Annotated in this window: 21 protein-coding genes; 16 read left to right on the plus strand and 5 right to left on the minus strand. The window is 59.4% G+C overall.

From position 1 onward, the window contains the following. Window positions 1–63 precede the first annotated feature (63 nt). The 4 genes from KF827_RS08950 to KF827_RS08965 are packed head-to-tail and all read left to right on the plus strand — an operon-like array spanning window position 64 to window position 3,393. Window positions 64–822: an ABC transporter ATP-binding protein gene (locus tag KF827_RS08950; protein ID WP_291003675.1), complete on the plus strand. Its 759-nt coding sequence runs from the start codon at window positions 64–66 to the stop codon at window positions 820–822. After that, complete coding sequence (locus KF827_RS08955) at window positions 819–1,553, plus strand: ABC transporter ATP-binding protein (protein ID WP_291003678.1); 735 nt, start codon at window positions 819–821, stop codon at window positions 1,551–1,553. The genes KF827_RS08950 and KF827_RS08955 overlap by 4 nt, the downstream gene beginning before the upstream one ends. Next, complete coding sequence (locus KF827_RS08960; RefSeq protein WP_291003681.1) at window positions 1,550–2,440, plus strand: branched-chain amino acid ABC transporter permease; 891 nt, start codon at window positions 1,550–1,552, stop codon at window positions 2,438–2,440. The genes KF827_RS08955 and KF827_RS08960 overlap by 4 nt, the downstream gene beginning before the upstream one ends. Beyond that, window positions 2,437–3,393, plus strand: a complete 957-nt coding sequence (locus tag KF827_RS08965; protein WP_291003684.1) for a branched-chain amino acid ABC transporter permease — start codon at window positions 2,437–2,439, stop codon at window positions 3,391–3,393. Before KF827_RS08960 ends, KF827_RS08965 begins: the two co-directional genes overlap by 4 nt. A gap of 3 nt (window positions 3,394–3,396) precedes the next feature. On the opposite strand, the gene kynU is transcribed toward KF827_RS08965, so the two are convergent. Further along, a complete protein-coding gene (gene kynU, locus KF827_RS08970; protein ID WP_291003687.1) occupies window positions 3,397–4,644 on the minus strand; it encodes a kynureninase in 1,248 nt (415 codons plus the stop codon). Window positions 4,645–4,651: 7 nt separating this feature from the next. After that, window positions 4,652–5,521: an alpha/beta hydrolase gene (locus tag KF827_RS08975; RefSeq protein ID WP_291003690.1), complete on the minus strand. Its 870-nt coding sequence runs from the start codon at window positions 5,519–5,521 to the stop codon at window positions 4,652–4,654. A gap of 420 nt (window positions 5,522–5,941) precedes the next feature. On the opposite strand from KF827_RS08975, the gene katG reads away from it, so the two are divergent. Next, the gene (gene katG, locus KF827_RS08980) at window positions 5,942–8,125 is read left to right on the plus strand and encodes a catalase/peroxidase HPI (RefSeq protein ID WP_291003693.1); all 2,184 of its coding nucleotides are present in this window, start codon (window positions 5,942–5,944) and stop codon (window positions 8,123–8,125) included. A 68-nt stretch (window positions 8,126–8,193) separates the two neighbouring features. Here katG and KF827_RS08985 read toward each other — a convergent pair whose 3' ends face one another. Both KF827_RS08985 and KF827_RS08990 read right to left on the minus strand, forming a co-directional pair. After that, the gene (locus KF827_RS08985) at window positions 8,194–9,165 is read right to left on the minus strand and encodes a 2-oxoglutarate and iron-dependent oxygenase domain-containing protein (RefSeq protein WP_291003696.1); all 972 of its coding nucleotides are present in this window, start codon (window positions 9,163–9,165) and stop codon (window positions 8,194–8,196) included. 19 nt (window positions 9,166–9,184) lie between these two features. After that, a complete protein-coding gene (locus KF827_RS08990) occupies window positions 9,185–10,777 on the minus strand; it encodes an amidohydrolase family protein (RefSeq protein WP_291003699.1) in 1,593 nt (530 codons plus the stop codon). Window positions 10,778–11,177: 400 nt separating this feature from the next. On the opposite strand from KF827_RS08990, the gene KF827_RS08995 reads away from it, so the two are divergent. From KF827_RS08995 to KF827_RS09010, 4 genes are all read left to right on the plus strand, one after another. Then, entirely contained in the window at window positions 11,178–12,293 is a 1,116-nt protein-coding gene (locus KF827_RS08995; RefSeq protein WP_291003702.1) for an extracellular solute-binding protein, read from the plus strand. A gap of 77 nt (window positions 12,294–12,370) precedes the next feature. After that, window positions 12,371–13,459: an ABC transporter ATP-binding protein gene (locus KF827_RS09000; protein ID WP_291003705.1), complete on the plus strand. Its 1,089-nt coding sequence runs from the start codon at window positions 12,371–12,373 to the stop codon at window positions 13,457–13,459. Then, window positions 13,456–14,298, plus strand: coding sequence for an ABC transporter permease (locus KF827_RS09005; protein ID WP_291003708.1), 843 nt, complete (start codon window positions 13,456–13,458; stop codon window positions 14,296–14,298). Before KF827_RS09000 ends, KF827_RS09005 begins: the two co-directional genes overlap by 4 nt. After that, window positions 14,295–15,092, plus strand: coding sequence for an ABC transporter permease (locus tag KF827_RS09010; protein WP_291003711.1), 798 nt, complete (start codon window positions 14,295–14,297; stop codon window positions 15,090–15,092). Before KF827_RS09005 ends, KF827_RS09010 begins: the two co-directional genes overlap by 4 nt. A gap of 11 nt (window positions 15,093–15,103) precedes the next feature. Here the strand turns inward: KF827_RS09010 and KF827_RS09015 are convergent, their stop codons facing one another. After that, window positions 15,104–15,985 carry a helix-turn-helix transcriptional regulator gene (locus KF827_RS09015; RefSeq protein ID WP_291003714.1) on the minus strand — a complete coding sequence of 294 codons (882 nt, stop codon included), beginning with the start codon at window positions 15,983–15,985 and terminating at the stop codon, window positions 15,104–15,106. Window positions 15,986–16,236: 251 nt separating this feature from the next. Here KF827_RS09015 and KF827_RS09020 point away from each other — a divergent pair, with 251 nt between their 5' ends. The 7 genes from KF827_RS09020 to KF827_RS09050 are packed head-to-tail and all read left to right on the plus strand — an operon-like array spanning window position 16,237 to window position 22,550. Continuing rightward, on the plus strand, window positions 16,237–16,899 hold the full coding sequence (locus KF827_RS09020) for an XRE family transcriptional regulator (protein ID WP_291003718.1): 663 nt from the start codon (window positions 16,237–16,239) through the stop codon (window positions 16,897–16,899). Continuing rightward, window positions 16,896–17,384 carry a GAF domain-containing protein gene (locus tag KF827_RS09025; protein WP_291003721.1) on the plus strand — a complete coding sequence of 163 codons (489 nt, stop codon included), beginning with the start codon at window positions 16,896–16,898 and terminating at the stop codon, window positions 17,382–17,384. The genes KF827_RS09020 and KF827_RS09025 overlap by 4 nt, the downstream gene beginning before the upstream one ends. A 39-nt stretch (window positions 17,385–17,423) precedes the next feature. Beyond that, on the plus strand, window positions 17,424–19,016 hold the full coding sequence (locus KF827_RS09030; RefSeq protein ID WP_291003724.1) for an ABC transporter substrate-binding protein: 1,593 nt from the start codon (window positions 17,424–17,426) through the stop codon (window positions 19,014–19,016). Between the two features lie 10 nt (window positions 19,017–19,026). After that, complete coding sequence (locus tag KF827_RS09035) at window positions 19,027–20,055, plus strand: ABC transporter permease (protein WP_291003726.1); 1,029 nt, start codon at window positions 19,027–19,029, stop codon at window positions 20,053–20,055. Further along, window positions 20,052–20,942 (plus strand): ABC transporter permease, encoded by an 891-nt coding sequence (locus KF827_RS09040; RefSeq protein ID WP_291003728.1) that lies wholly within the window; start codon window positions 20,052–20,054, stop codon window positions 20,940–20,942. Before KF827_RS09035 ends, KF827_RS09040 begins: the two co-directional genes overlap by 4 nt. Continuing rightward, window positions 20,935–21,777, plus strand: a complete 843-nt coding sequence (locus KF827_RS09045) for an ABC transporter ATP-binding protein (protein WP_291003730.1) — start codon at window positions 20,935–20,937, stop codon at window positions 21,775–21,777. The genes KF827_RS09040 and KF827_RS09045 overlap by 8 nt, the downstream gene beginning before the upstream one ends. Next, window positions 21,774–22,550: an ABC transporter ATP-binding protein gene (locus KF827_RS09050; RefSeq protein WP_291003732.1), complete on the plus strand. Its 777-nt coding sequence runs from the start codon at window positions 21,774–21,776 to the stop codon at window positions 22,548–22,550. The genes KF827_RS09045 and KF827_RS09050 overlap by 4 nt, the downstream gene beginning before the upstream one ends. Window positions 22,551–22,578: the final 28 nt, after the last annotated feature.

Below are 22,578 nucleotides of genomic sequence, written 5' to 3' on the forward strand. Positions count from 1 at the left end.
TATTTGGCGGCCCGGCGCGGCGATAAAAGCGATGGCGACAAATTAACTAAGGCGGCGCGCGCGATGCTGGAACTCGTTGGCGTGGTGAAGGAATTCGGCGGCTTGCGCGCCGTTGATGATGTGTCCTTTTCCATCGCGCGCGGCACCATTACCGGTCTGATCGGCCCAAATGGCGCGGGCAAGACCACCTTGTTCAATTTGCTGGCCGGCGCTTATCGCCCCACGGCGGGTGAAATTCGCTTCGATGGCGAACGCATCGATCATTTGCCGCATTATCGCATTTTTGCCCGTGGCCTCGTGCGCACTTTCCAGATTCCGCGGCCGTTCGGCGAAATGTCGGTGCTGGAAAACATGATGCTGGTGCCTAAGGGGCAATTGGGCGAGCATTTCTGGAATACCTGGTTCCGGCCGGCGGCGGTGCGCGCGGAAGAGCGCCGGAATCGCGACAAGGCCCGCGATATTCTCGATTTTGTCGGTCTCACGCGGCTGGCCAACGAACCGGCCCGTATTCTTTCCGGCGGTCAGCAGAAACTTTTGGAGATCGGTCGGGCGCTGATGTCAGATCCCAAGATGCTGTTGCTTGATGAGCCTGGTGCGGGAGTGAACCCCACCTTGCTGGGCGAGATCGCCGAACGTATCGCAGCGCTCAATCAGCGCGGCATCACCTTTCTTATCATCGAGCATAACATGGACTTGGTGATGAATCTGTGCCGGCCCGTGGTGGTGTTGGCAGCCGGCAAGCTGCTGATGCAGGGCGAGCCGGCCGAAGTGCAGCGCGATCCGCGCGTCTTGGATGCCTATTTGGGCGGGGTGCCTGCATGAGTGAGCAACTGCCCCTCAGCATTCAGGATGTGGTTGCCGGCTATGTGCCCGGCATGCCGATTTTGCGCGGCGTTTCGGTCGAATTGCGAGCCAATGAGATTGTTACGGTGCTGGGGCCTAATGGTGCCGGCAAATCCACCATGATCAAGGCGATAGTCGGGCTGGTGCCGATCCAGTCCGGCAAGGTGTTCTTGCAGGGTAAGGACATCACCGGTCGCAAAACCCATTTGTTGGTGCGTGAAGGCCTGGCCTATGTGCCGCAGACCGGCAATGTGTTTGTGCGGCTTTCGGTGCAAGAGAATCTGGAATTGGGCGGGTTTGCCGCCGAGAAGCTGCCGCCCGACAGGCTGGATCAGATTTTCACGCTGTTTCCCGATCTGGCGCGATTTCGCAAATTGGCGGCTGGCAAGCTTTCCGGCGGCCAGCGCCAGATGGTGGCGGTTGGCCGCGCGCTGATGGCGGGGCCGCAAGTGCTGATGCTGGATGAACCATCGGCCGGACTTTCGCCGAAGATGACGGAAATCCTGTTCGCCAAACTGATAGAAATCCGCAGCCAGGGCATTGGCATCTTGATGGTGGAGCAGAATGCCAAGGCAGCCTTGGCGATTTCCGATCGTGGCTATGTGCTTGCCGAGGGCCAGCAGCGCTTTGCCGGCGCGGCCAGCGATCTTTTAACCAGCCCGGAAGTTGGCGCGCTGTACCTGGGTGCGCATACGAGGCTTGCATCATGATACAGGTTCTGGTCGATGGGCTGGTCGCCGCCTCCTTCATTGCGCTGGGCGTGATCGGCCTGTCGCTGATTTACAATATTCTGAATTTTCCAAGCTTCGCTCATGGCGACCACCTCACCATCGGGGCTTATTTCGGCCTTGTGGTGGTGTTGGTGATAGGCACGGCGGGCAGCATCGGCGTACTCACTTTCGGCTGGCCGCTTATTGTTGCCACCTTTTTTGCTGCGATACTGACTGGCCTGTTGGCACAAATTCTGGATCGCGCGATTTATGGCCAGTTGCGCCGCAAGGGATCGTCGCGCATCACGCTGATCATCGCCTCTTTCGGCGTGGCATTGATGCTGCGCCATATTGTGGTGATGTTTTTCGGCCCAGATCCGGTCTATTACAGTTTTGCCATCCAGCCGGCGATTCGCTTTTGGGGCATACGCATCACGCCGAATGAACTTGTGGTGCTTGGTGTTACTGCCGTTATGGTGGTTGGGCTGCATCTCTTTCTCAGCCGCACGCGACTGGGCAAGGCGATGCGCGCTGTTGCCGAAAATCCTTCGCTGGCGCGGGTGAATGGCATCGATGTGGATGGCGTGATCCGCTGGACCTGGCTGATAGGGGCCGGGCTTGCCGCCATCGGCGGCGTGCTGTTTGGCATGGCTATCGGCATGCAGCCGTTTTTCGGTTTCGAGCTTTTGCTCCCGATGTTCGCCGCGCTGATCGTTGGCGGCATGACCAATATCTATGGCGCCATTTTGGGCGCGATCCTGATCGGCGTAGCGGAAAGCATCACGGTGAAATATTTCGCAGCCGAATATCGCCAGGCGGTATCATTCCTTGCCGTGATCGTGGTGTTGATGTTCCGCCCGCAAGGTCTGTTCGGGGAGAAGGAATGATGGATCTCTTCTCCTATATCGTGTTTTTCCTGATCATTGCCGGTATCTATTCGATCAGCACGCTTGGCCTGAATCTGCAATGGGGTTTCACCGGGCTGATGAGCGTGGGCATTGTCGGCTTTTTCGGCGTGGGCGCTTATGCAACTGCGTTTCTTACCGGGCCGCATTATCCCGATGCACTGGGCGGTTTCGGCTTGCCGGTGCCTGTCGGCTGGCTCGGTGCCATGCTGCTTTCGGGCCTTTTTGCGTTGATCGTGGGGGTGCCGACTATACGATTGCGCCATGATTTTCTGGCTATCGGCACTTTCGGCATCGCCATTTGCATTCAGCTGCTGGCAATGAATTGGAAAAGCGTAACCCGCGGCTTCGATGGTCTGTTCGGCATCCCCAAGCCCTTTGCCGGCTGGCCGGGCACGCCGCTGGGCAACAACCTGGTTTTCCTCGGTATCGTGATCTTCCTGGTCGGCCTGATTTACTGGGCGCTGGAACGCATGCTGCGCTCGCCCTGGGGCCGGGTGCTGCGGGCGATCCGCGAGGATGAAGAAGCCGCCGGCGCCCTGGGCAAAAATGCTTTCAGCTTCCGCCTGCAATCCTTCGTGCTTGGCTCGATGCTGATGGGGCTTTCCGGGGCGCTTTATGCCAGCTTCACCGGTTTTGTCAGCCCGCAAGACATGCTGCCGATTTTCACTTTCCAGGTTTTTGTGATGCTGATCGTGGGCGGCAATGGCAACAACAAAGGGGCCATCGTGGGCAGCCTTTTGATTTGGGGCCTATGGACCGTTACCGAAACCATCCTGGGAGCAATATTGCCGGCCGTGTTGAAAAACCAGGTGGCATCGGCCCGCGTTGTGCTGGTGGGTATCATCCTGGTGGGCATGTTGTTGTATCGCCCGCAGGGCCTGTTCCCCGAGGAGCGCGTGGTTTCGCCCGAGGCGCGTTTGCCGGAGAAATAGCTCTCAGGTTACCGCAAGGCGGGTTTGATATTTTTCATCCTGCCAGGCGCCGCTTTCCAGTACAGCTTTCAGCCGCTGCACGGCCTCGAAGGTTTCGGCATGGGAGATGTAAAGCGGCGTAAAGCCGAAGCGCATCAGATCGGGTGCGCGAAAATCGCCCACCACGCCGCGATCGGCCATGGCCCGCATCACCTGATAGCCATGCTCGAAACGCAGGGATACATGGCTGCCGCGCCGGGCCGGGTCTCTGGGGGTTACGATTTTCAGACCGAACCGGCCGCATTCCTGCGCCACCAGATCCATGAATAAGCTGGTCAGGCTTAAGGATTTCGCCCGCAGTGTTGCCATATCCACATCGCGCCACAGCGCCAGCGCGGCTTGCAATGCCACCAGGCTCAACACCTGCGGTGTGCCGCACAAAAAGCGTTTGATGGCGTCGCCCGGCTCGTAATCCAGCACGAAGGCAAACGGGTTTTTGTGGCCCATCCAGCCGCTCAACGGCTGTGTGAGTGTGTTGGCGATGCGCTTGGGTGCATAAGTGAAAGCCGGCGCGCCCGGCCCGCCATTCAGGTATTTATAACTGCAGCCCACGGCGAAATCGACATCGCAGGCCTTCAGGTTGAGCGACACGGCGCCGGTGGAATGCGATAGATCCCAGATCATCAAAGCGCCATTGTCATGGGCGGCCTTGGTGATGGCTGCCATGTCATACATCGCCGCCGTGCGGTAATTCACATGCGTGAGCAATACAACGGCGGTCTGCCCGTCGATCAGCGGGATGGGCGATGCGCCCGGTGCGGTATAGCGGATTTCCGCGCCAAGCAGCTTGGCCGCGCCTTGGATGATGTAATTATCGGTGGGGAAGTTTTCCGCTTCCGAAACGATTACCTTGCGGTTTTGCCCCGGTTGCGCGGATTGGGCGGCGAATGCGGCGCTCAGGCATTTGAACAAATTCACCGAGGTGGAATCGCCCACCACCACATCGCCTGCATCGGCGCCGATCAACGGCGCGATCATGTCGCCCACCGCCAATGGCAGCGAAATCCAGCCGGCTTTGTTCCAACTTGCGATTAAATCCTGCCCCCATTCGCCGGCGATGGTGCCGGCCACACGCTCGGTAACGCCCTTGGGCAGCACACCCAGGGAATTGCCATCCAGGTAGATCGTATTTTGCGGTAGGGCAAAACGAGTGCGGAAAGATGCTAGCGGATCCTTGGCATCCAGGGCTTCGGCATCTTTGAGCAAGATCATATCATCCTCACGAAATCAGGGCCATGGCGGCACGATGCAACGGAGCGCCCGGCGTGGAAAGTTCGAACAGAATATCGAAATGGTCGCGGCCGGGGCGCAGGTCGCAAACAGATTGCCGCAGTTGCGGCGCCCAGGCGGCATGCAAAGCCTGGCTGTGGCGGCGGAACTCGGCGGATTCATCCTGACCCACGGCGAAATGCACCGGGATATCCAGCAAGGGCTTCGCCTGCATCAGGTCCAGCCGCGTCGCTTCGGCTGCATCCAGCCCCAGTGCCTTATTCACATAACAAGCGGCAATCGGCGGCAGATCGAACACGCCGCTGATCGGCAGCAGGCCGGCAATGGGGGCGGGGCCTCGCGTTTCGGCCAGACTGCCGGCAATCAACGATGCTGCCAGATAGCCGCCAGCCGAATGGCCGGATACCACGATGCGCTGTCTATCGCCATTGAGCGTGGTTGCCTGTGCCAGGATCCAATCCATTGCCTGGCGAATCTCGGCCGTGATGGCAGCCAGACTGGCCTGCGGTGCCAGGGTGTAGTTCACAGCAATGAAAATCATCCCTTCGCGGGTGAAAGCGGGGGCGGCAAAGCCGGCATAATCCTTGTTCAGATCCTGCCAGAAGCCGCCATGGATAAACACATGGATCGGCGCTGCGCTGCTGCTTGGGGTGGGTGGCAGATAGATATCGAGCAACTGGCGCGGGGCTTTGCCATAGGCGCGTTCAAGGCAGATGCCGGTCTGGCGTGCTTGTGCCGTTTGCGCGGCATAGCGTGCGAGGTCGCCATGGAAATCCTTGGCAATCCGGCTCGGCGAATATTCATGGTCAAGCCTGGCCTGATCAAGGCTGCGCCAATCCGGGAAGCGGAAATCCGACATGGCCTTCCAATCTGCGCGACGGAGAAAATACTTTAGATATAAAGTATATCCGGACGGGCAGGATTGGAACAAAAAAATCCGGGCAAGCGGGCAAGTCCTTTTGTTGGTGATAGATGCGCTAGGCAATCATACGCAATGAAAGCTGTGCCCTACGCATCAGCATTCGCACCAGACGCATACCTGAGCACGGTTTCGTTATACTCAAGCATCATGGATTTGCCCTGTCGGCTTTGTATCATGCTGCCCATAGGTGCCGTGCACAGACGGCACAGCACAGGCTCTGCTGCTTCCGGATCCGGTATAGCGGAAGGCGCTGAAAGGGACGCGTTTTTGTTTGCCTATCCTATTGCCTTGGTGGGAAAGTGCAATAACTTTAGAATAGTTCTAAAATAAACTCTGGCCAGCGAGGGAGAAAGCCCCATGTCTACCGAAGCTAAATGCCCGTTCCATCCGCCTGCCGGTGGCGGCACGACAAATCAGGATTGGTGGCCCAATCAGTTGAAGCTGGATTTGCTGCATCAGCATTCCTCAAAGTCCGACCCGATGGGGCAGGATTTCAATTATGCCAAGGCGTTTAAAAGCCTTGATTACCAAGCTCTGAAGAAAGATCTGAAAGACCTGATGACCCAATCGCAGGATTGGTGGCCGGCGGATTTCGGGCATTATGGGCCGCTATTCATTCGCATGGCCTGGCATAGCGCCGGAACCTATCGCACCGGCGATGGCCGTGGTGGTGGTGGCCGTGGGCAGCAGCGTTTCGCTCCGCTCAATTCCTGGCCAGACAATGTAAGCCTGGACAAGGCGCGACGCCTGTTATGGCCTATCAAGCAGAAATATGGCCGCAAGATTTCCTGGGCCGATCTGATGATCCTCGCCGGCAATGTGGCGCTGGAAAGCATGGGGTTCAAAACCTTCGGCTTTGGCGGCGGCCGCGAAGATGTGTGGGAGCCGGATCGCGATGTGTATTGGGGCAAGGAAAGCAAATGGCTCGACGACAAACGCTATTCCGGGGATCGTGACCTGGAGAACCCGCTGGCCGCTGTGCAGATGGGCCTTATCTATGTGAATCCAGAAGGCCCGAATGGCAATCCTGATCCGGTTGCCGCGGCCAAGGATATCCGCGAAACCTTCGCCCGCATGGCGATGGATGACGAGGAAACCGTGGCGCTGATTGCTGGTGGCCACACTTTCGGTAAAACCCATGGCGCCGGTCCGGCAAGCCATGTTGGGCCGGAGCCGGAAGCCGCGGGCATCGAGGAACAGGGCTTGGGCTGGAAGAGCAGCTTCGGCTCGGGCAAGGGCGGAGACACCATCACCAGCGGCCTTGAGGTGACCTGGACAACGACGCCAACCAAATGGAGCGGCAATTTTTTCTGGAATCTGTTCGGTTATGAATGGGAATTGACCAAGAGCCCGGCCGGCGCCCATCAATGGAAACCGAAACATGGCAGCGGTGCCGGCACGGTGCCTGATGCCCATGATGCGTCCAAGCGCCATGCGCCAGCGATGCTCACCACCGATCTTTCGCTGCGTTTCGATCCGGCCTACGAAAAGATTTCGCGTCGCTTCATGGAAAACCCGGATCAGTTCGCGGATGCCTTTGCCCGGGCCTGGTTCAAACTGACGCACCGCGATATGGGGCCGCGCGCACGCTATCTCGGCCCGGAAGTGCCGGCGGAGGAATTGATCTGGCAGGATCCGGTGCCCGCCGTCGATCACAAGCTGATCGATGATGCCGATATCGCGGCCCTTAAGGCAAAGCTGCTGTCATCCGGCCTTTCGGTTTCCGAACTGGTCGCCACGGCTTGGGCTTCGGCTTCCACCTTCCGTGGTTCCGACAAGCGCGGTGGTGCGAATGGCGCGCGCATTCGTCTGGCCCCGCAAAAAGACTGGGCGGTGAATCAGCCGGCTCAGTTGGCCAAGGTGTTGAAGGCGCTGGAGGAGGTTCAGGCTGCTTTCAATACCGCGCAAACCGGTGGCAAAAAGGTATCCCTGGCCGATCTGATCGTGCTGGGTGGTTCTGCCGCCGTAGAGCAGGCCGCCAAAGCGGCAGGATATTCGGTCACGGTTCCCTTCGCGCCGGGCCGTACCGATGCCGCGCTTGAGCAGACCGATGTTGAGGCCTTTGCGGTGCTGGAACCGATTGCCGACGGTTTCCGCAATTACGTGAAGGGCAAGTACAGCATATCGGCTGAGGAATTGCTCATCGACAAGGCGCAATTGCTTACCCTTACCGCGCCGGAAATGACGGTGCTGGTGGGGGGCTTGCGTGTGCTGGGCGCCAATGCCGGCAAGAGCAAACATGGTGTTTTCACCAAGCGGCCTGAAGTGCTGAGCAACGACTTCTTCGTCAATCTGCTGGATATGGCGACCGAGTGGAAGCCGGCTGCGGCGGATGGACAGGAGTTATTCGAGGGGCGTGATCGCAAGACCGGTACGGTCAAGTGGACCGGAACCCGGGTCGATCTGCTGTTCGGCTCGAATTCGCAGTTGCGGGCCCTTGCCGAAGTTTATGGCAGCGCCGATGCCGGCGAGAAATTCGTGCAGGATTTCGTGCAGGCCTGGGCCAAGGTGATGACCCTGGATCGTTTCGATCTGGCCTAAGATTAGGGATACATTTCACGCGGCGGCGCGCCCGGAGCAATCCTGGCGCGCCGTTGTTTTTTATAGCGTCAATCCGCAGCCGACGGCCAGATGCGGCGATAGGTGGCCATCATTTCATCGCCCACATGGAAGGTCGGCGCACTTGGATCGTTCTCTTGGCCCAACGGCCGCACCACGGTGTCGAAATCCGGGGTCATGAAGAACGGGATCGAGAAGCGCGGTACGCCGCCGCGATTGGCTACCCGGTGATTGGTGGAAGAAAAGCGGCCGCCGCTCCAAAATTGCAGCGTGTTGCCGATATTGATGATATAGGCACCGCGCACCGGCGGCGCAGCGATCCATTCGCCGGCCTTGTTCAGCACCTGCAGCCCGCCCGTATCGTCCTGCGACAGGATGGTGATCATGCCCGTGTCGCAATGCGAGCGGGCCAGCAATTCCACCTTCGGATCGTCTATCTGGGCATAGCGCAACAGGCGCAGTTGGGCCAGGCTGTGCTGATAATGCCGGGTAAAGAAATCGCTGGGCTGGCCCAGGCCTTCGGCGAATAATTCCAGCAAGGTGGTGCCCACCTTGAAGGTGCGGTCGTAATAGGAATAGACGATATCGCGGAATCCGGCCGGAGCATCGGGCCAGAGATTCGGCCCGCGCAACGGCTTGCCGGCCTTCACATCCGGATCATCAGCGCTCAGTTCCACCGAGCAATGGAAGGCTTCCAGGTTGTTGCCTTTGAAGGTGGGGTCGGTATTGCCTTTTTCCAGCAGGCCAAGATAGCCGCGATATTCGCGCGATTTTGTGATATGAATCTTGCGCTTTTCGACATCGGGCAGGTCGAAGAAGCTTCGGCTCATATCGAAAATGCCATCGAGGATATCGTTGCCGATACCATGGCCAACCACATACATGAAACCCACTTCCTCGGCCACGGATATCACCTGTTTCACCAAGGCGGGCCGCTGCTGCGGATCGCCGGCGCCGCTGATATCGACGATCGGCACTTCGTTGAAGGCCGCCAGTTTGGTTTGGGTGGGTTGACCAAGCATGCGATTCTCCCTGGTTATCTTAGTTGATCTTGCCCGCAGCAACAGTGAAGGCGGGGGTGTCGTTGCCGACATAGCGATGAACTTCCAAAGGCGCATCCCAGGTGCGCCGATGCGCTTCCGACAATTGCGGTCGCAAGGTTTCGGTGCGGGCGGATACGCTGGCGATTTCTTCCCGCAGGGCCGCCATGGCGTCTTCCACCTGATCGCGCAATTGGGATTCATTCACGCTTATGCAGCGACCATCGCGCACCAGGATACGGCCATTCACCAGCACGGTATCCACCGCACGACCGCATTCGCTGAACACCACCTGTCGGGCGGCATTGTTGAACGGCATGAAAGACGGGTCATCCAGGCGCAGCAGCGTCAGGTCGGCTTTCAGGCCGGGCCGGATGGCGCCGACAGCGTTAGCCAGCCCAAGCGCACGGGCGCCGCCGGCAGTAGCTGCGAGCAAGGCATCGCGCGCGGTGGGCCGCTCGGCTTCCACATTGCTCACCGCAGCCAAACCGGCCAGGGCCTTCATGGCCTGAAACAGATTTTGCGCATCAGAGCAGGAATTGTTGTCGCAACCCAGGCCGAGATTGATTCCAGCCGCCAGATATTGCGCGGCAGGCGCCACGCCGCTGCGGGTTTTCAGATTGCCCACCGGATTCAGCACAACGCTGGCGCCGGCTTCGGCCACCATGTCGATCTCATAGGGCAGCATCCATACGCCATGAGCCAGGCTGGTGCGCGCGCCCAGCATGTCATGGGCAGCGAGATAGGAAACCAGCGAACCGCCCCATTGAGCGAATTTCTGCCGCGCAATCAGCGTGGTGGCGCGTGATTCGTAGATATGGGTAAACACCGGCAGATTCATATCGGTGGCCAGTTGTGCCAGAGCGCGCAGGAAGGCCGGCGAGCAACGTTCCGGGCTGGAAGGGGCCAGCCCCCAACTGATGGTTTCCTTGCGGCCTGAAAAGCGCTCGTGGATACGGCGCAATTCCTCGGCCAGGGCAAGCGCGCCCGAATCATTCACCACCACACCGCTCAGGCCATTGGCCACAGCCTCGGGAAAGATTTCATCCCAGAATGGCGTCACCTTGGCGCCGTGCACATCGCCGGTTTGCAGGCCGAGTACGCAGCGTATGCCCGCATCCTCATAGGCCTGCAATACCACCTCGATATCCTGGGGATCCAGCGGTGCCAGGGTGAGCATGTCCTGCACCGTGGTGATCCCGGCGCGCAGGCATTCCACGGCGCCAAGCAGAGTGCGCGCACGAATCTCGGCCGGGCTGCGCCGGCTGTAATTCGGCGGCAGGGCATTGAGCAGCCAGGTTTCGCGCGGAATGGTCTCGAAGCAGCCTTTCAGCAGCGTATCATGCGAATGATAATGGGCATTCACCAAGCCAGGCAGCACAAGGCGGTCACTGGCATCGATCACGGTTTCCACCGGCGCGCCGAAAACCTGCGGGCCGGCAGCGCCTCCCAGCTTTTCAGCGAGGTTGGGCTCCACCGCCTCGATACGGTCGCCAAGGATCAGGATATCGGCACGGGCAGGGCGGTCCGACGTGTCGAAGTGGTCGTATACTCTACCTGCAGTGATCAGAATCGCTTTCGACTGACTGCTCATTCGCCCATACCGTCTTGAATTTCCGATGCTTAGGCACCGGCCCGGCATCCACGGATATAGCCGGGCGAAGCTCTGCGCTCTTCCGGCGGCCCCAGAATTCTGCGCCGCGATGCGTAAGTCAACAGTTTTTTCTCAAAAATTAGAATTTGCAGAAAAAATAGCCAAGCGCCGAAATCTTAGACATATTGCCGAATATAAAGGGATTATTGAGCAATTTCGAACTTGTTATATCAACGATAAGAAAAACATTTGACAGGAAAAGAGAGATATCTCAATTTTGATACGAACTGTGATGACCCCTCGGAACCATGCTGCGGGGCCGTTACATAGACAGCAGAAACATCCAGCCAAAGCATCCCGGATACAGCAGGCCGGATACAGCAGGGCAGAGGGGAAAAGAATGCGACGCCACCTGAGTGATCTTGAAAGCGATATTCTCGAGCTTCAACGCGCCACCGATGGCAAAACCGTGAGCCGGCGCGCATTCACCGCTGCACTGGCCGCGTTGGGCCTGTCGCCGGCCTTTGTCAGCCTCACATCTGTGAATGCGAAAGAACCGGATTTGGTGCTGGCCAATTGGGGCGGCGATTCCGTGAAGGCGATGGATACCGCCTATGTGCAGCCTTTCTTGGCCGCGAATCCCAATGAGAGCGTGAAAATCGATTCTTCCGGCCCCACCAATGGCAAGATCAAGGCCATGGTGGATGCCAACCGCGTGATCTGGGATATGTGCGATCGTGCCTCCCAAAGCTCACTCGAACTCGGCCCGGTCGGTTTGCTGGAAGAGGTGGATTACAGCATCGTCGACAAGAACAAGACCCTGCCCGGCTTTGCCAATCGCTGGGGCGTGGGCAATTACAGTTTTGCCAATGTGCTCACCTTCAGGACCGACGCCTTTGGCGGGCGCAAACCGGAAACCTGGGCGGATTTCTGGAATCTGAAGGATTTTCCTGGCGGCCGCACCCTGCGCCGGCATACCGACAGCACCCTGGAAGCCGCGTTGATGGCCGATGGCGTGCCGATCGACAAGATTTATCCTATCGATGTGAAGCGTGCTTTCGCCAAGGTGAAGCAGATCAAGGATCGCGTCACCTTCTGGAGCAGCCATGCCGATAGCTACAAGCTGTTGCGCGATGGCGAAGCCACCATGGGCTGCCTGGCGCATACCCGCGCCGTGCTGTTGAAGCGCGACACCAATGGCACGGTGGACTTCACCTTCAATCAGGGCATCTTCTGGGTGTCGAATTGGATCGTGCCGAAGGGCAATCCGGGCGGCAAGCGGGTTTGGAAGTTGATCGATGCCACGCTGAATCCGGAATCACAGATCGAAATGCTCAAGCAGATGGGCAATGGCCCGGTCAATCCTGCTGCGGTGGCGATGATCCCGCCGGAACTGGCGCAGATCAATCCGTCTTCGCCCGAAAATATGAAGCGCATGGTGATTACGGACCCCAACTGGTATGCTGCCAATGCAGCTGCCACGCTCAACCAGTTCATCGACACGGTCCTGTCGTAAACAGCGTTGGAATCGATTATCGCGTCAGTGTGGGCCGGGCAGGATTGCCGCGGCGGATTTGAAGCGTTGGGGGCAAGGTGCTCGATATACTTCACCTGAGCAAAACGTACGGCTCGGCCCATGCGCTGACGGATGTTTCGTTTTCGATCAATAAAGGCAGTTTCACCACCATTCTCGGGCCATCTGGCTCGGGCAAGAGCACGTTGTTGCTCAATGTTGCAGGTTTCGTGGCGCCTACTTCCGGCGATATTCGGCTGGAGGGGCGTTCGCTGCTGGATGTTTCCGCTGAGAAACGCAATTTCGGCATTGTGTTCCAGGGCTATGCGCTGTTTCCGCATCTGCGGGTGCACGAAAACGTTGCCTTTCCGCTGCGTATGCGCGGTTTGAGCAAGGCCGATATCGAAAAGAAGGTGAAGCAGGCGCTGGAATTGGTGCAGTTGCAGCCCTATGCCGAACGCTATCCGCGCGAGTTATCGGGCGGTCAGCAGCAGCGCGTTGCCCTGGCGCGCGCATTGGTTTTCGATCCCAGCCTGGTGTTGCTGGACGAGCCGCTGAGCGCCTTGGACAAGAGCTTGCGCGACAGTCTGCGCGAGGAACTGCGTCATTTACACAAGGCAGTGGGAATGACCTTCATCCTGGTAACGCATGACCAGGATGAGGCGTTGGAGCTTTCCGACAGCGTGGCGATCATCAACAATGGCCGGCTGGAGCAATTCGCCGATCCAGCCACGCTGTATAATGCACCGGCCAGCCGCTTCGTGGCGGAATTCCTGGGGAAGAGCAATTTCATTCCGGTTCAGGCGGCTTCCGGCGCACCGGATGCCATGACCTTGCAGGCGGCAGGCCAAAACCTGCGGCATAGCCAGCACGCGCCGCTGCCCGGCAATACTTCCAATAACCGCATGGTGCTTGCCCTCCGGCCCGAACGCATCCGCCTGGTGAATGGCCATGGTGTGGATGGCGATGCCAATGTCGTGGCTGGCGAGATTGTCGATCTCAGTTATCGCGGCGCGGATATCGGTGCTGCGGTCCGCACCGATCTGGGCCTGCTGAATGTTCGGCTGGATACCGGTGGTCTGCATGCGATGCCGCGCATAGGCGAACGTGTAAAGCTTTCCTGGAGCGCATCGGCGGGTTTTCTGCTGCCTGATGACGGCGCGCAATGAACACGCTGCTGCGCTCACTGGAGGCCAGGATAATCCTGCTCTTCCTTCTGCCGGCCTTTTTGTTTGTCGGCGGATTATTCATCTATCCGGTGTTGAAAGTGCTGATGATCAGCGTTTCCGATCCGCAGCCGGGCCTGGGCAATTATATGCTGTTGGTGGAAAATCCAGCTCTCCGCCGGGTGTTTCTCACCACGATCCGCATTGCCGTGCTCACCATGCTGATATCGGTGATCATCGGTTATGTGCTGGCCTATCGCATGCATATGGCCGGGCCGGTGGAATTGCGCATCATCGTTTTCTGTTTGATGTTTCCGCTATGGACATCCGTTCTGGTGCGGGCGTTTTCCTGGGTGGTGCTGCTGCAGAATAACGGCTTGCTCAATGCTTGGCTGATCCAGATAGGGCTGCTTGATCGGCCGGCGGCTTTGATCCGCAACGAACTTGGCGTGCTGATCGGCATGGTACATGTGATGGTGCCCTACGCCACGCTGCCGATCTATTCCGCCATGCGCGGCATAGATCCGCGGCTCAATCAGGCGGCCCGTTCCCTGGGCGCGACATCTTGGCCTGCCTTTTGGCGCATCTTCTTTCCGCTGACCTTGCCAGGCATCGGCGCCGCGATGATTCTGGTTTTCATCATCAGTATCGGCTTTTACATCACGCCCATCGTGCTCGGTGGCGGCAAGGTGGTGATGGTGGCCGAATATATCAGCGTACAGATCACCGAAACCTTGCGCTGGGGCCTTGGTACGATGCTGGCCACTACGCTGCTGGTGGTGGTTCTGCTTTTCGTGTTTGCCTTCCGCAAACTTACCGTATTGCGGCAGGGGGGAGCATGAAGGCGCAATTGCCCACACTTCTGTTGCGGCTTTGCGCCGTATTGGCGCTGGTCTACCTGATAGCCCCTCTGGCTGTGGTGATACCGGTATCGCTTACCGATCAGCGTATGTTGTCTCTGCCCGTGGATGGAATTTCGCTGCAGCATTACGAAACCGTTTTCAACAGCCGCGAATGGCTGGGTTCGGCTTTGCAAAGCCTGCTGATCGGCGTGGCCTCTACTTTTCTGGCGCTGTTTCTGGGCGTGTTCAGCGCTATCGGCTGCTGGATGCTTGGCCATGGCAGTGCAAAGCAGGGCAAGGTGGGTCTTTTCCGGGTGGTGAATCTGCTGCCGCTGGTGATCCCATCGATCATCTATGCGCTTGGTGTGTACCGTGTGTTCGTCGAGATCGGGCTATACGACACTTTGATCGGCGTAATCATGGTGCACACCGTAGGTTCGGTGCCGTTCGTGTTCGTGGCGATCAGCACCAATCTTGAATATGTGGATATCGCTCTGGTGCGGGCCGCGCGCAGCCTGGGGGCCGGTTTGTTGCGCACGGCGGTGTCGGTGATCTTGCCCAATATCAAGACCGGGCTGATATCGGCCGCGATTTTCGCCTTTCTGCATTCCTGGGATGAAGTGGTGGTCACGTTGTTTGTGTCTAGCCGTGCGGTTCACACCCTGCCGCGCAAGATGTGGGAGGGCCTGAGCGAGAATCTCGATCCGGCGATTGCCTGTGTGGCGGTGGCATTGATCGTGGTCACCGTGATCATGCTGAGCATCGAGCAGCGCGCCAGCGCAAGGCGCGGATAGCGGCGCTTGCGCTAGGCTTCGATCTTGCGGATCAGCTTGCGCAGGATATTGGCACCAACCGACCCACGCACAGCCTGGCTCCAGAGCTGGCGGAACATCGCTTCATGCAGCGCCACGGCCTCGGCGGCGGCAGTTACAGTGGCCACGCCGGTATTGATATTGGGCAATTCACCCAGGCGATAAGGGCTCACCGAGACCAGCGCGCCTTCAGGCCGGCGGAAAATCTGGAAGGTCTGGCTGGGCAGCACGCCTTCCACCAAGCCGATCTGCACACCCACCGGCTCCTGTTCCATTACATCGGCAATGCGTTCCACCTCCACGGCGGCAGCCTTGCGGCGCTGGCGCTGTATGGCAGGCGGCAAGTCCAGTCGCCCAACCAGGCCCAGTCGCAGGAAGCGCTCGATTTCCAGCAGGCCGATCACGCTGGCGATATTCGGCTGGCGCTGCCGCACCGATTGTTTGCGTTCCAGCAGGATGCTCAGCACATCATCCACCTGCCGCTTGAATTCGGCGCGTGAGGCCGAAGGCGGCATGGTTTCCATCATCATCTGCCGTAGATGGTCGTTATAGGCATCGGTGGTCAGCAGGAAGGAGATCGGCTCGTAATGCGCCAGCACGCGTTCCGAGGTTTGCTCGATCTGTCGCATGCGTTCCAGGAAGCTGACCGCGTTGCTGTGGTATTCCACGCCGGCATCCAGCAGCGAAGCCAGCGACACGCCGAGCAATTCAGACACTCGCTCCAGCGTTTCGATCTTGATGAGTTCGCCTTTCTCCATCCGGTAGACGGCGGCGCGCGACAGGCCGAGTTGTTGCGCCACTTCATCCGAACTCAGCCCCTTGCCCAGGCGATAAGCCCGCAGGCGTTCGGCAATCTGGTCGTAGCGAATAGGCATGCGGCGGTTTCAAGGTCCGAAATGAACAGGCGAAACAGGGCAGCCACTATGGCACGGCGGCTTCTCGATTGGCCAGGATCGTGGGCCGGTCGCAAGCAGCCTTGGGCACGGAAAACGGCGGCTTTCAGCAGCAACAAGCGGCTACGAATCGGGATTCACCGGTGTCTTTGCGAGAGGGCAGGAAATTTCCCGTCTCGGTCCGATTATCACTGAATTTTTATCAGACTAAAAAAATTTAAGTTTGTTTAAAAATGCATTATAAGGACGCCATGGAGCGCGATGCCAAGGATTTTGCCGATCATGATGAGCCAGCCGAACTGGCCTCCGGCACGGATTCCATGGTTTCCAGCATCGGCCTGATGATCAGGCAGGAGCGGCAGAAGCGCAAACTCACCCTTACCCAGGTAAGCAAAAAGGCAAGATTGTCGCCGGCTTTCCTGTCTCTGGTCGAGCGTGGCCTGGCTACGCCTTCGCTGGGCAGTCTGGCCGGGATTGCCGCCGCCCTGAATGTGCCGGTTTCCACCTTCGTGCATGTCAGTTCCACCGCCGGCGCCATCACCCGGGCGCATCAGCGGGCGCAATTCGGCGTGGAAGAATCGGGCCTGCGCTACGAGCGTTTGTCCACCGTATTTCCGGGCCAGCAGATGGATGCCGTGATCATCCATGTGCCGCCGGGCTATAGCGCTGAAACCATCGCCCATGCCGGCGAGGAATGGCTGTATGTGCTGGCCGGCGAATTGGAGCAGACCATTGATGGCGAAACCGTAACCCTGGGGCCGGGCGATACCTGCCATTTCCGTGGCGATACACCGCATTCCTATGGCAATCGCGGTGCCGTCCCCACGGCGGTGATCTGGGTTGGTACGGTGCCGGTTTTTCGCAGTAACGAAAATACCCAAGGATTTCATCCATGAGCCAGATTGCCGAACTCGTTCTCGATATCCAGAAATCCTGGGCGCAGCCCGGCCAGCCGCAGCCGCTGTTCGAAGCCGTGGGCGCGGCCTTGGCCAAGGTGGCTGGTCATCGGCTCTACACTGCTACGCAGATGTTGAAGGGCGGACGCGAGGTGGAACGGCTGTATTCCACCAATCCGGATGTGTATCCCGTCGGGGGCCGCAAGGCCGTTCTGCCCAATGCGTTCAACGAGCGGGTCCGCAAACAGCAGCAGCCGTTTTTGGGCCGCCAGGTGGCGGATTTCGCGCCGTATTTTCCCGATCATGAAACCATTGCCGGCCTTGGCCTTGGCTCTGTGATCAATCTGCCGGTGGTGTATGGCGGCCATGTTCTGGGCACGGTCAATATTCTGGATCGCCCTGGCGCCTACGACACCCATCATCTCGAACCGGCCATGATTATCGCGCGGCAATTGCTGCCGGCTTTCATCACGGCGGACTCTTGAAACAACGTAACTGAAGTCTCAACAGGAGAGGGGAGTGCCATGATCAAGAGAGTGAGCCTTGCGCTGACGGCTGCGGTTTTCGCCCTGGCTGCCGGCGCTGCCGACCTGGAGGCGAAGACGCCGCCCAACGTGTTGGTGGTGGCGAAGAATATCGACGACATCGTGAGCCTGGATCCCGCTCAGGCCTATGAATTCACCAGCGGCGAAGTTGTTTCCAACATCTATAACAAGCTGGTGGAATACAACCCGGCCGATGTTGAGAAGGTGATGCCCGGCCTGGCTGAAAGCTGGACCATCTCCGATGATGGCAAAACCATCATCTTCAAGCTGAAGAGCGGCGTGAAATTCGCCTCCGGCAATCCGGTGCGCCCTGAAGACGTGGTGTTTTCGCTGCGCCGCGTGATCGTGCTGAAGAAGGCGCCTGCTTTCATCCTGGCGCAGTTCGGCTGGAATGCCGACAATATCGACCAGATGGTGCGCAAGACCGGCAATGATCAGGTGACCATCACCATTGCCGAAAATTTTGCTCCGTCTTTCGTGCTCAATGCGCTGGCTGCCCGCCCAGCTTCCATCGTGGATGAAAAAGAAGCGGTGAAGAATGCCAAGGATAACGATCTTGGCAATGCCTGGCTGTCGCGCAATTCGGCCGGTTCCGGCCCGTTCACGCTGCGCGTTTGGCGGCCGGGTGAATCGCTGGTTCTTGAAGCCAACAAGAATTTTGCCGGCGGTGCACCGAAGATGAACCAGGTGATTCTCAATCACGTGGCCGAAGCATCCACCCAGCGCCTGATGATCGAATCCGGCGATGTGGATATCGCTCGCAACCTGGGCCCCGATCAGATCGCGGCTTTGCGCGACAAGGCGCCGATCAAGATCGAAACCTATCCGCAGGCCGCGCTGCATTTCTTCAGCCTCAATCTGAAGCATGAAAAGCTGCGCGATCCCGCCTTGTGGGAAGCCATGCGTTACCTGATCGATTATGATGGCATCGCCACCACGCTGTTGCGCGGCCAGATGAAGGTGCACCAAACCTTCTGGCCCACCGGTTTCCCGGGCGCGGTGGAAGATCGTCCCTACAAGCTGGATGTAGCCAAGGCCAAGGAAATTCTCGCCAAGGCCAATATCCAGCCGGGCCTGACCGTCGACATGGACATGATCTCGTCGGCGCCATTTACCGATATCGGACAATCCATGCAGGCCACCATGGCCCAGGCCGGCATCAAGCTGAACCTGCTGCCGGGCACCTCGGCCCAGGTGATCACCAAGTACCGTGCCCGTCAGCATGAAATGATGCTGCTTTATTGGGGCCCGGACTTTATGGATCCGCATTCCAACGCCAAGGCCTTCGCCTATAACGTGGACAATGCCGATACCGCGCCGCAATCCACCACCACCTGGCGCAATTCCTGGCTGGTGCCCGAATTGTCGGCTCGCACCCGCGCCGCGCTAGTTGAGCGCGATCCGGCCAAGCGGCTCGACATGTATCGTGAATTGCAGCGCGATGTGTTGAAGTCGTCGCCCTGGGTGATGACCTTCCAGGCCCAGGCCCAGGTGGCCCTGCGCAAGGAAGTGTCCGGCTTCATCCATGGCCCGACCAACGACCTGGTGCTGTACCGCAACGTAAGCAAGTAAGCGCCGTAAGATGCAGAGGAGCTCCGTGAAGGCATTTGCCTTTCTGCGCGGCGTGACCACCCTGGTGATCACGCTGGCGGGGCTCCTCTTCATCACATTCGTGATCGGCCGGGTGATGCCGATCGACCCAGTGGTTGCGGTGGTGGGCGACAAGGCTTCGCAAGAAACCTATGCCCGCGCCCGCGAGGAAATGGGCCTCGATAAACCCATCTGGGTGCAATTCGGCCGTTATATCGAGGGCGTTGCGCGTGGCGATCTGGGGCAGTCTTCCTCCAGCGGCCAGCCTGTGGTGGAAGATATTGCCCGGGCTTTCCCGGCCACACTGGAACTTTCGGTTTTCGCCATCGTGATCGGCGTGCTGGTGGGCTTGCCGCTGGGTGTTTATGCCGCGCATCGGCGCAACACCTGGTTCGATCATGCCGCGCGATTTATGTCGCTGTTCGGTTATTCCACACCGGTCTTCTGGCTTGGGCTGATTGCGCTGCTGATCTTCTATGCCCAGTTGGGCTGGACCAGTGGGCCGGGACGGATCGGCACCGCCTATCGCTACACGGTGCAGGAATGGAGTGGCCTGCTGCTGATCGATACCCTACGCAGCGGCGATTGGAATGCTTTTCGCAGCGCCTTCTCGCATATCATCCTGCCCGGCCTGCTGCTGGGGTATTTCTCGCTTGCCTATATCGCGCGGATGACGCGCAATTTCATGATCGAGGAATTGAACAAGGAATATGTCACCATGGCGCGCATCAAGGGGGCCTCGGAAACCCGCATCCTCTGGCGCCATGCCTTTCCCAATGCGCTGGTGCCGGTTGTCACCGTGATTGCGTTGTCTTTCGGCCATCTGCTTGAGGGGGCCGTGCTCACCGAAACGGTTTTCGCCTGGCCGGGCCTTGGGCTTTATATCACCAAAAGCCTGTTCTCTGCCGATATGCCCGCCGTGCTGGGCGGCACGCTGGTGGTGGGCGTTTGCTTCGTGTTGTTGAACAAGGCCACCGAACTGATCTATCCCTTCCTCGATCCCAGGACGCGCGCCCGATGAGTGCCGCCGCCGATAGCCTGATCCCGAATTCGCGGCGCGAAGCGCGGCTGATTCAGTTGCGCATCGGTCTGCGCCGGGTGTTGCGCAATCCCTCCACGTTGGTGGGCGGCATTCTTGTGCTGTTGTTGCTGGTGATGGCGGCGCTGGCGCCGCTGCTGGCCACCCATGATCCGATGGCGCAAAGCCTGGTGGATCGCCTTACGCCCCCGGGCGCGCAGCATTGGCTGGGCACCGATCAATTGGGCCGCGATATCTACAGCCGGCTGCTATACGGCGCGCAACCCACTTTGATGATCGTTATTCTGGTGATCGCCTTCTCGGCGCCGCTTGGCCTCATCATCGGCATGGTGGCAGGCTATATGGGCGGTTGGGTTGAAAGCGCGTTGATGCGCCTTACCGATATCTTTATGGCGTTTCCGCGCCTGATCCTGGCCTTGGCCCTGGTCTCGGCGCTCAAGCCTGGCCTTACCAATGCGGTGATCGCCATCGCGATTACGGCCTGGCCATCCTATGCGCGCCTGGCACGCGCCGAAACGCTTGCCTTGCGCCATGCCGATTTTGTCGAGGCCGCGCGCGGCCTGGGCCAGACCGGCACGCGCATCGTGATCGGCCAGATATTGCCGCTGTGTTTGTCGTCTGCCGCCATCCGTGCCACGCTGGATATGGCCGGCATCATTCTCACGGCCGCGGGCCTGGGCTTTCTGGGGCTTGGCGCGCAGCCGCCGATGGCCGAATGGGGCGCCATGATCGGCACCGGCCGTGATCATATTTTCGATGCCTGGTGGGTGGCTGCCGTGCCCGGCATTGCCATCCTGCTGGTCAGCCTGGGCTTCAACCTGCTGGGCGATGGCCTGCGCGATGTGCTGGATCCCAAGCATCATGACTGACGCTTCCCTGCTGGATATCGAAGGCCTCACGGTCAGCTTTCCATCCGACAGCGGACGGGTTTCCGTGGTGCGGGACTTTGCCTTGCGCATGGGGCGCGAGAAAATCGGCATCGTGGGCGAGTCCGGCTCCGGCAAGTCGATCACCGCGCGGGCGATCTTGGGGCTGGTGCCGCATCCTGGCCAAACCACGGCGCGGCGTATGCAACTCGGCAACAGAAATCTGCTGGCATTGGATTCTGCCGGCTGGCGGGGCATACGCGGCAAGTATGCCGGCATGATCATGCAGGATCCGAAATTCTCCCTCAATCCGGTAATGCGCATCGGCGACCAGATCACCGAAACCCTGCGCCTGCATGAAAAGCTCGATCGTGCCGAACAACGCCGCCGCGCCATTGCCATTCTGCAGGCCGTGGGCATCGATGATCCCGAGCGTGTCTATGCTGCCTATCCGCATGAATTGTCAGGCGGTATGGGGCAGCGCGCGATGATCGCCGCCATGCTGATTTCCAGTCCCGAATTGATCATCGCAGACGAACCCACCAGTGCATTGGATGTGCTGGTGCGCGAACAGGTGTTGAAGCTGCTCGATGATCTTGTCACCACACGTGGCATCGGCTTGATCTTGATCAGCCACGACCTGCCCATGGTGGCGCGGTTCTGCGACCGCATTCTGGTCATGTATCGCGGCCGCATCGTCGAAACCCTTGATGCGCATCATCTCGATCGTGCCAACCATCCCTATACGAAGGGGCTGATGGCCTGCCTGCCGCAGCCGGCTTATCGTGGGCAGATGCTGCCCAGCCTTAGCCGTGATCCGGCCTGGGAGCAGGCATGAACGCGACCATCGTCATACAGGGCGTGGATGTGTTCCATGGCCAGGGAGCACAGCGCTTCCATGCCGTGAAGCAGGCTTCTCTTTCGATTGCACCGCGCGAAACATTTGGTCTGGTGGGCGGCTCTGGCTCCGGCAAATCCAGCCTGCTGCGCGTGCTGGCCGGCCTGTCGCCAAACTGGAGCGGCAGCATCACCATGGCCGGCGAGGCGATGCCCCCTGGCCAGCGGCCGCCGCGCGCATTCCATCGCCATGTGCAGATGGTGTTCCAGGATCCCTATGCCTCGCTCAATCCGCGCCACACGGTGGATCGCATCCTTTCCGAGGGCTTGGCTCTGCATGGATTCCGGGATGCCGAACAGCGTATCCGCGATGTGCTGGATCAGGTCGGCCTCGGCCCGCGTTTCCGCTTCCGCTATCCCCACGAACTATCCGGCGGCCAGCGCCAGCGCGTGGCGATTGCCCGCGCCATCTCGCTAGAACCCCAGATTCTGCTGCTGGATGAGCCGACCAGTGCGTTGGATGCATCGGTGCAGGCGGAAATCCTCAACCTGCTGATGACGATCCGCCAGCAACGCCCGGTCACTTGCGTTTTCGTCAGCCACGATCTTGCCGTGATCGCACATATCTGCGACCGCGTTGCGGTGATGCAGCATGGCAGTATTGTGGAACACCTTACCGCCGATGAACTGATTTCCCGGCAGGTGAGCCACCCCTATACCCGCCAATTGCTGGCCGCATCGGAAGGCCTTTCCGGCATCGACCCAGCGGCCTGATGGCGCGCCGGCGCTGACGGTTCAGCCC

The organism is Ferrovibrio sp. (genome assembly GCF_019636075.1).
In the GTDB taxonomy this organism is placed as follows: Bacteria; Pseudomonadota; Alphaproteobacteria; order Ferrovibrionales; family Ferrovibrionaceae; genus Ferrovibrio.

What these genes read in the sequence shown, in the direction of transcription:
- KF827_RS08950 (WP_291003675.1), top strand. Translation starts at nt 64, where the DNA reads ATGCTGGAACTCGTTGGCGTGGTGAAGGAATTCGGCGGCTTGCGCGCC.
- kynU (WP_291003687.1), bottom strand. Translation starts at nt 4,644, where the DNA reads ATGATCTTGCTCAAAGATGCCGAAGCCCTGGATGCCAAGGATCCGCTA.
- KF827_RS08955 (WP_291003678.1), top strand. Translation starts at nt 819, where the DNA reads ATGAGTGAGCAACTGCCCCTCAGCATTCAGGATGTGGTTGCCGGCTAT.
- katG (WP_291003693.1), top strand. Translation starts at nt 5,942, where the DNA reads ATGTCTACCGAAGCTAAATGCCCGTTCCATCCGCCTGCCGGTGGCGGC.
- KF827_RS09050 (WP_291003732.1), top strand. Translation starts at nt 21,774, where the DNA reads ATGAACGCGACCATCGTCATACAGGGCGTGGATGTGTTCCATGGCCAG.
- KF827_RS09035 (WP_291003726.1), top strand. Translation starts at nt 19,027, where the DNA reads ATGCAGAGGAGCTCCGTGAAGGCATTTGCCTTTCTGCGCGGCGTGACC.
- KF827_RS09010 (WP_291003711.1), top strand. Translation starts at nt 14,295, where the DNA reads ATGAAGGCGCAATTGCCCACACTTCTGTTGCGGCTTTGCGCCGTATTG.
- KF827_RS09025 (WP_291003721.1), top strand. Translation starts at nt 16,896, where the DNA reads ATGAGCCAGATTGCCGAACTCGTTCTCGATATCCAGAAATCCTGGGCG.
- KF827_RS09005 (WP_291003708.1), top strand. Translation starts at nt 13,456, where the DNA reads ATGAACACGCTGCTGCGCTCACTGGAGGCCAGGATAATCCTGCTCTTC.
- KF827_RS08995 (WP_291003702.1), top strand. Translation starts at nt 11,178, where the DNA reads ATGCGACGCCACCTGAGTGATCTTGAAAGCGATATTCTCGAGCTTCAA.
- KF827_RS09045 (WP_291003730.1), top strand. Translation starts at nt 20,935, where the DNA reads ATGACTGACGCTTCCCTGCTGGATATCGAAGGCCTCACGGTCAGCTTT.
- KF827_RS08990 (WP_291003699.1), bottom strand. Translation starts at nt 10,777, where the DNA reads ATGAGCAGTCAGTCGAAAGCGATTCTGATCACTGCAGGTAGAGTATAC.
- KF827_RS08960 (WP_291003681.1), top strand. Translation starts at nt 1,550, where the DNA reads ATGATACAGGTTCTGGTCGATGGGCTGGTCGCCGCCTCCTTCATTGCG.
- KF827_RS08975 (WP_291003690.1), bottom strand. Translation starts at nt 5,521, where the DNA reads ATGTCGGATTTCCGCTTCCCGGATTGGCGCAGCCTTGATCAGGCCAGG.
- KF827_RS08965 (WP_291003684.1), top strand. Translation starts at nt 2,437, where the DNA reads ATGATGGATCTCTTCTCCTATATCGTGTTTTTCCTGATCATTGCCGGT.
- KF827_RS09030 (WP_291003724.1), top strand. Translation starts at nt 17,424, where the DNA reads ATGATCAAGAGAGTGAGCCTTGCGCTGACGGCTGCGGTTTTCGCCCTG.
- KF827_RS08985 (WP_291003696.1), bottom strand. Translation starts at nt 9,165, where the DNA reads ATGCTTGGTCAACCCACCCAAACCAAACTGGCGGCCTTCAACGAAGTG.
- KF827_RS09040 (WP_291003728.1), top strand. Translation starts at nt 20,052, where the DNA reads ATGAGTGCCGCCGCCGATAGCCTGATCCCGAATTCGCGGCGCGAAGCG.
- KF827_RS09015 (WP_291003714.1), bottom strand. Translation starts at nt 15,985, where the DNA reads ATGCCTATTCGCTACGACCAGATTGCCGAACGCCTGCGGGCTTATCGC.
- KF827_RS09020 (WP_291003718.1), top strand. Translation starts at nt 16,237, where the DNA reads ATGCATTATAAGGACGCCATGGAGCGCGATGCCAAGGATTTTGCCGAT.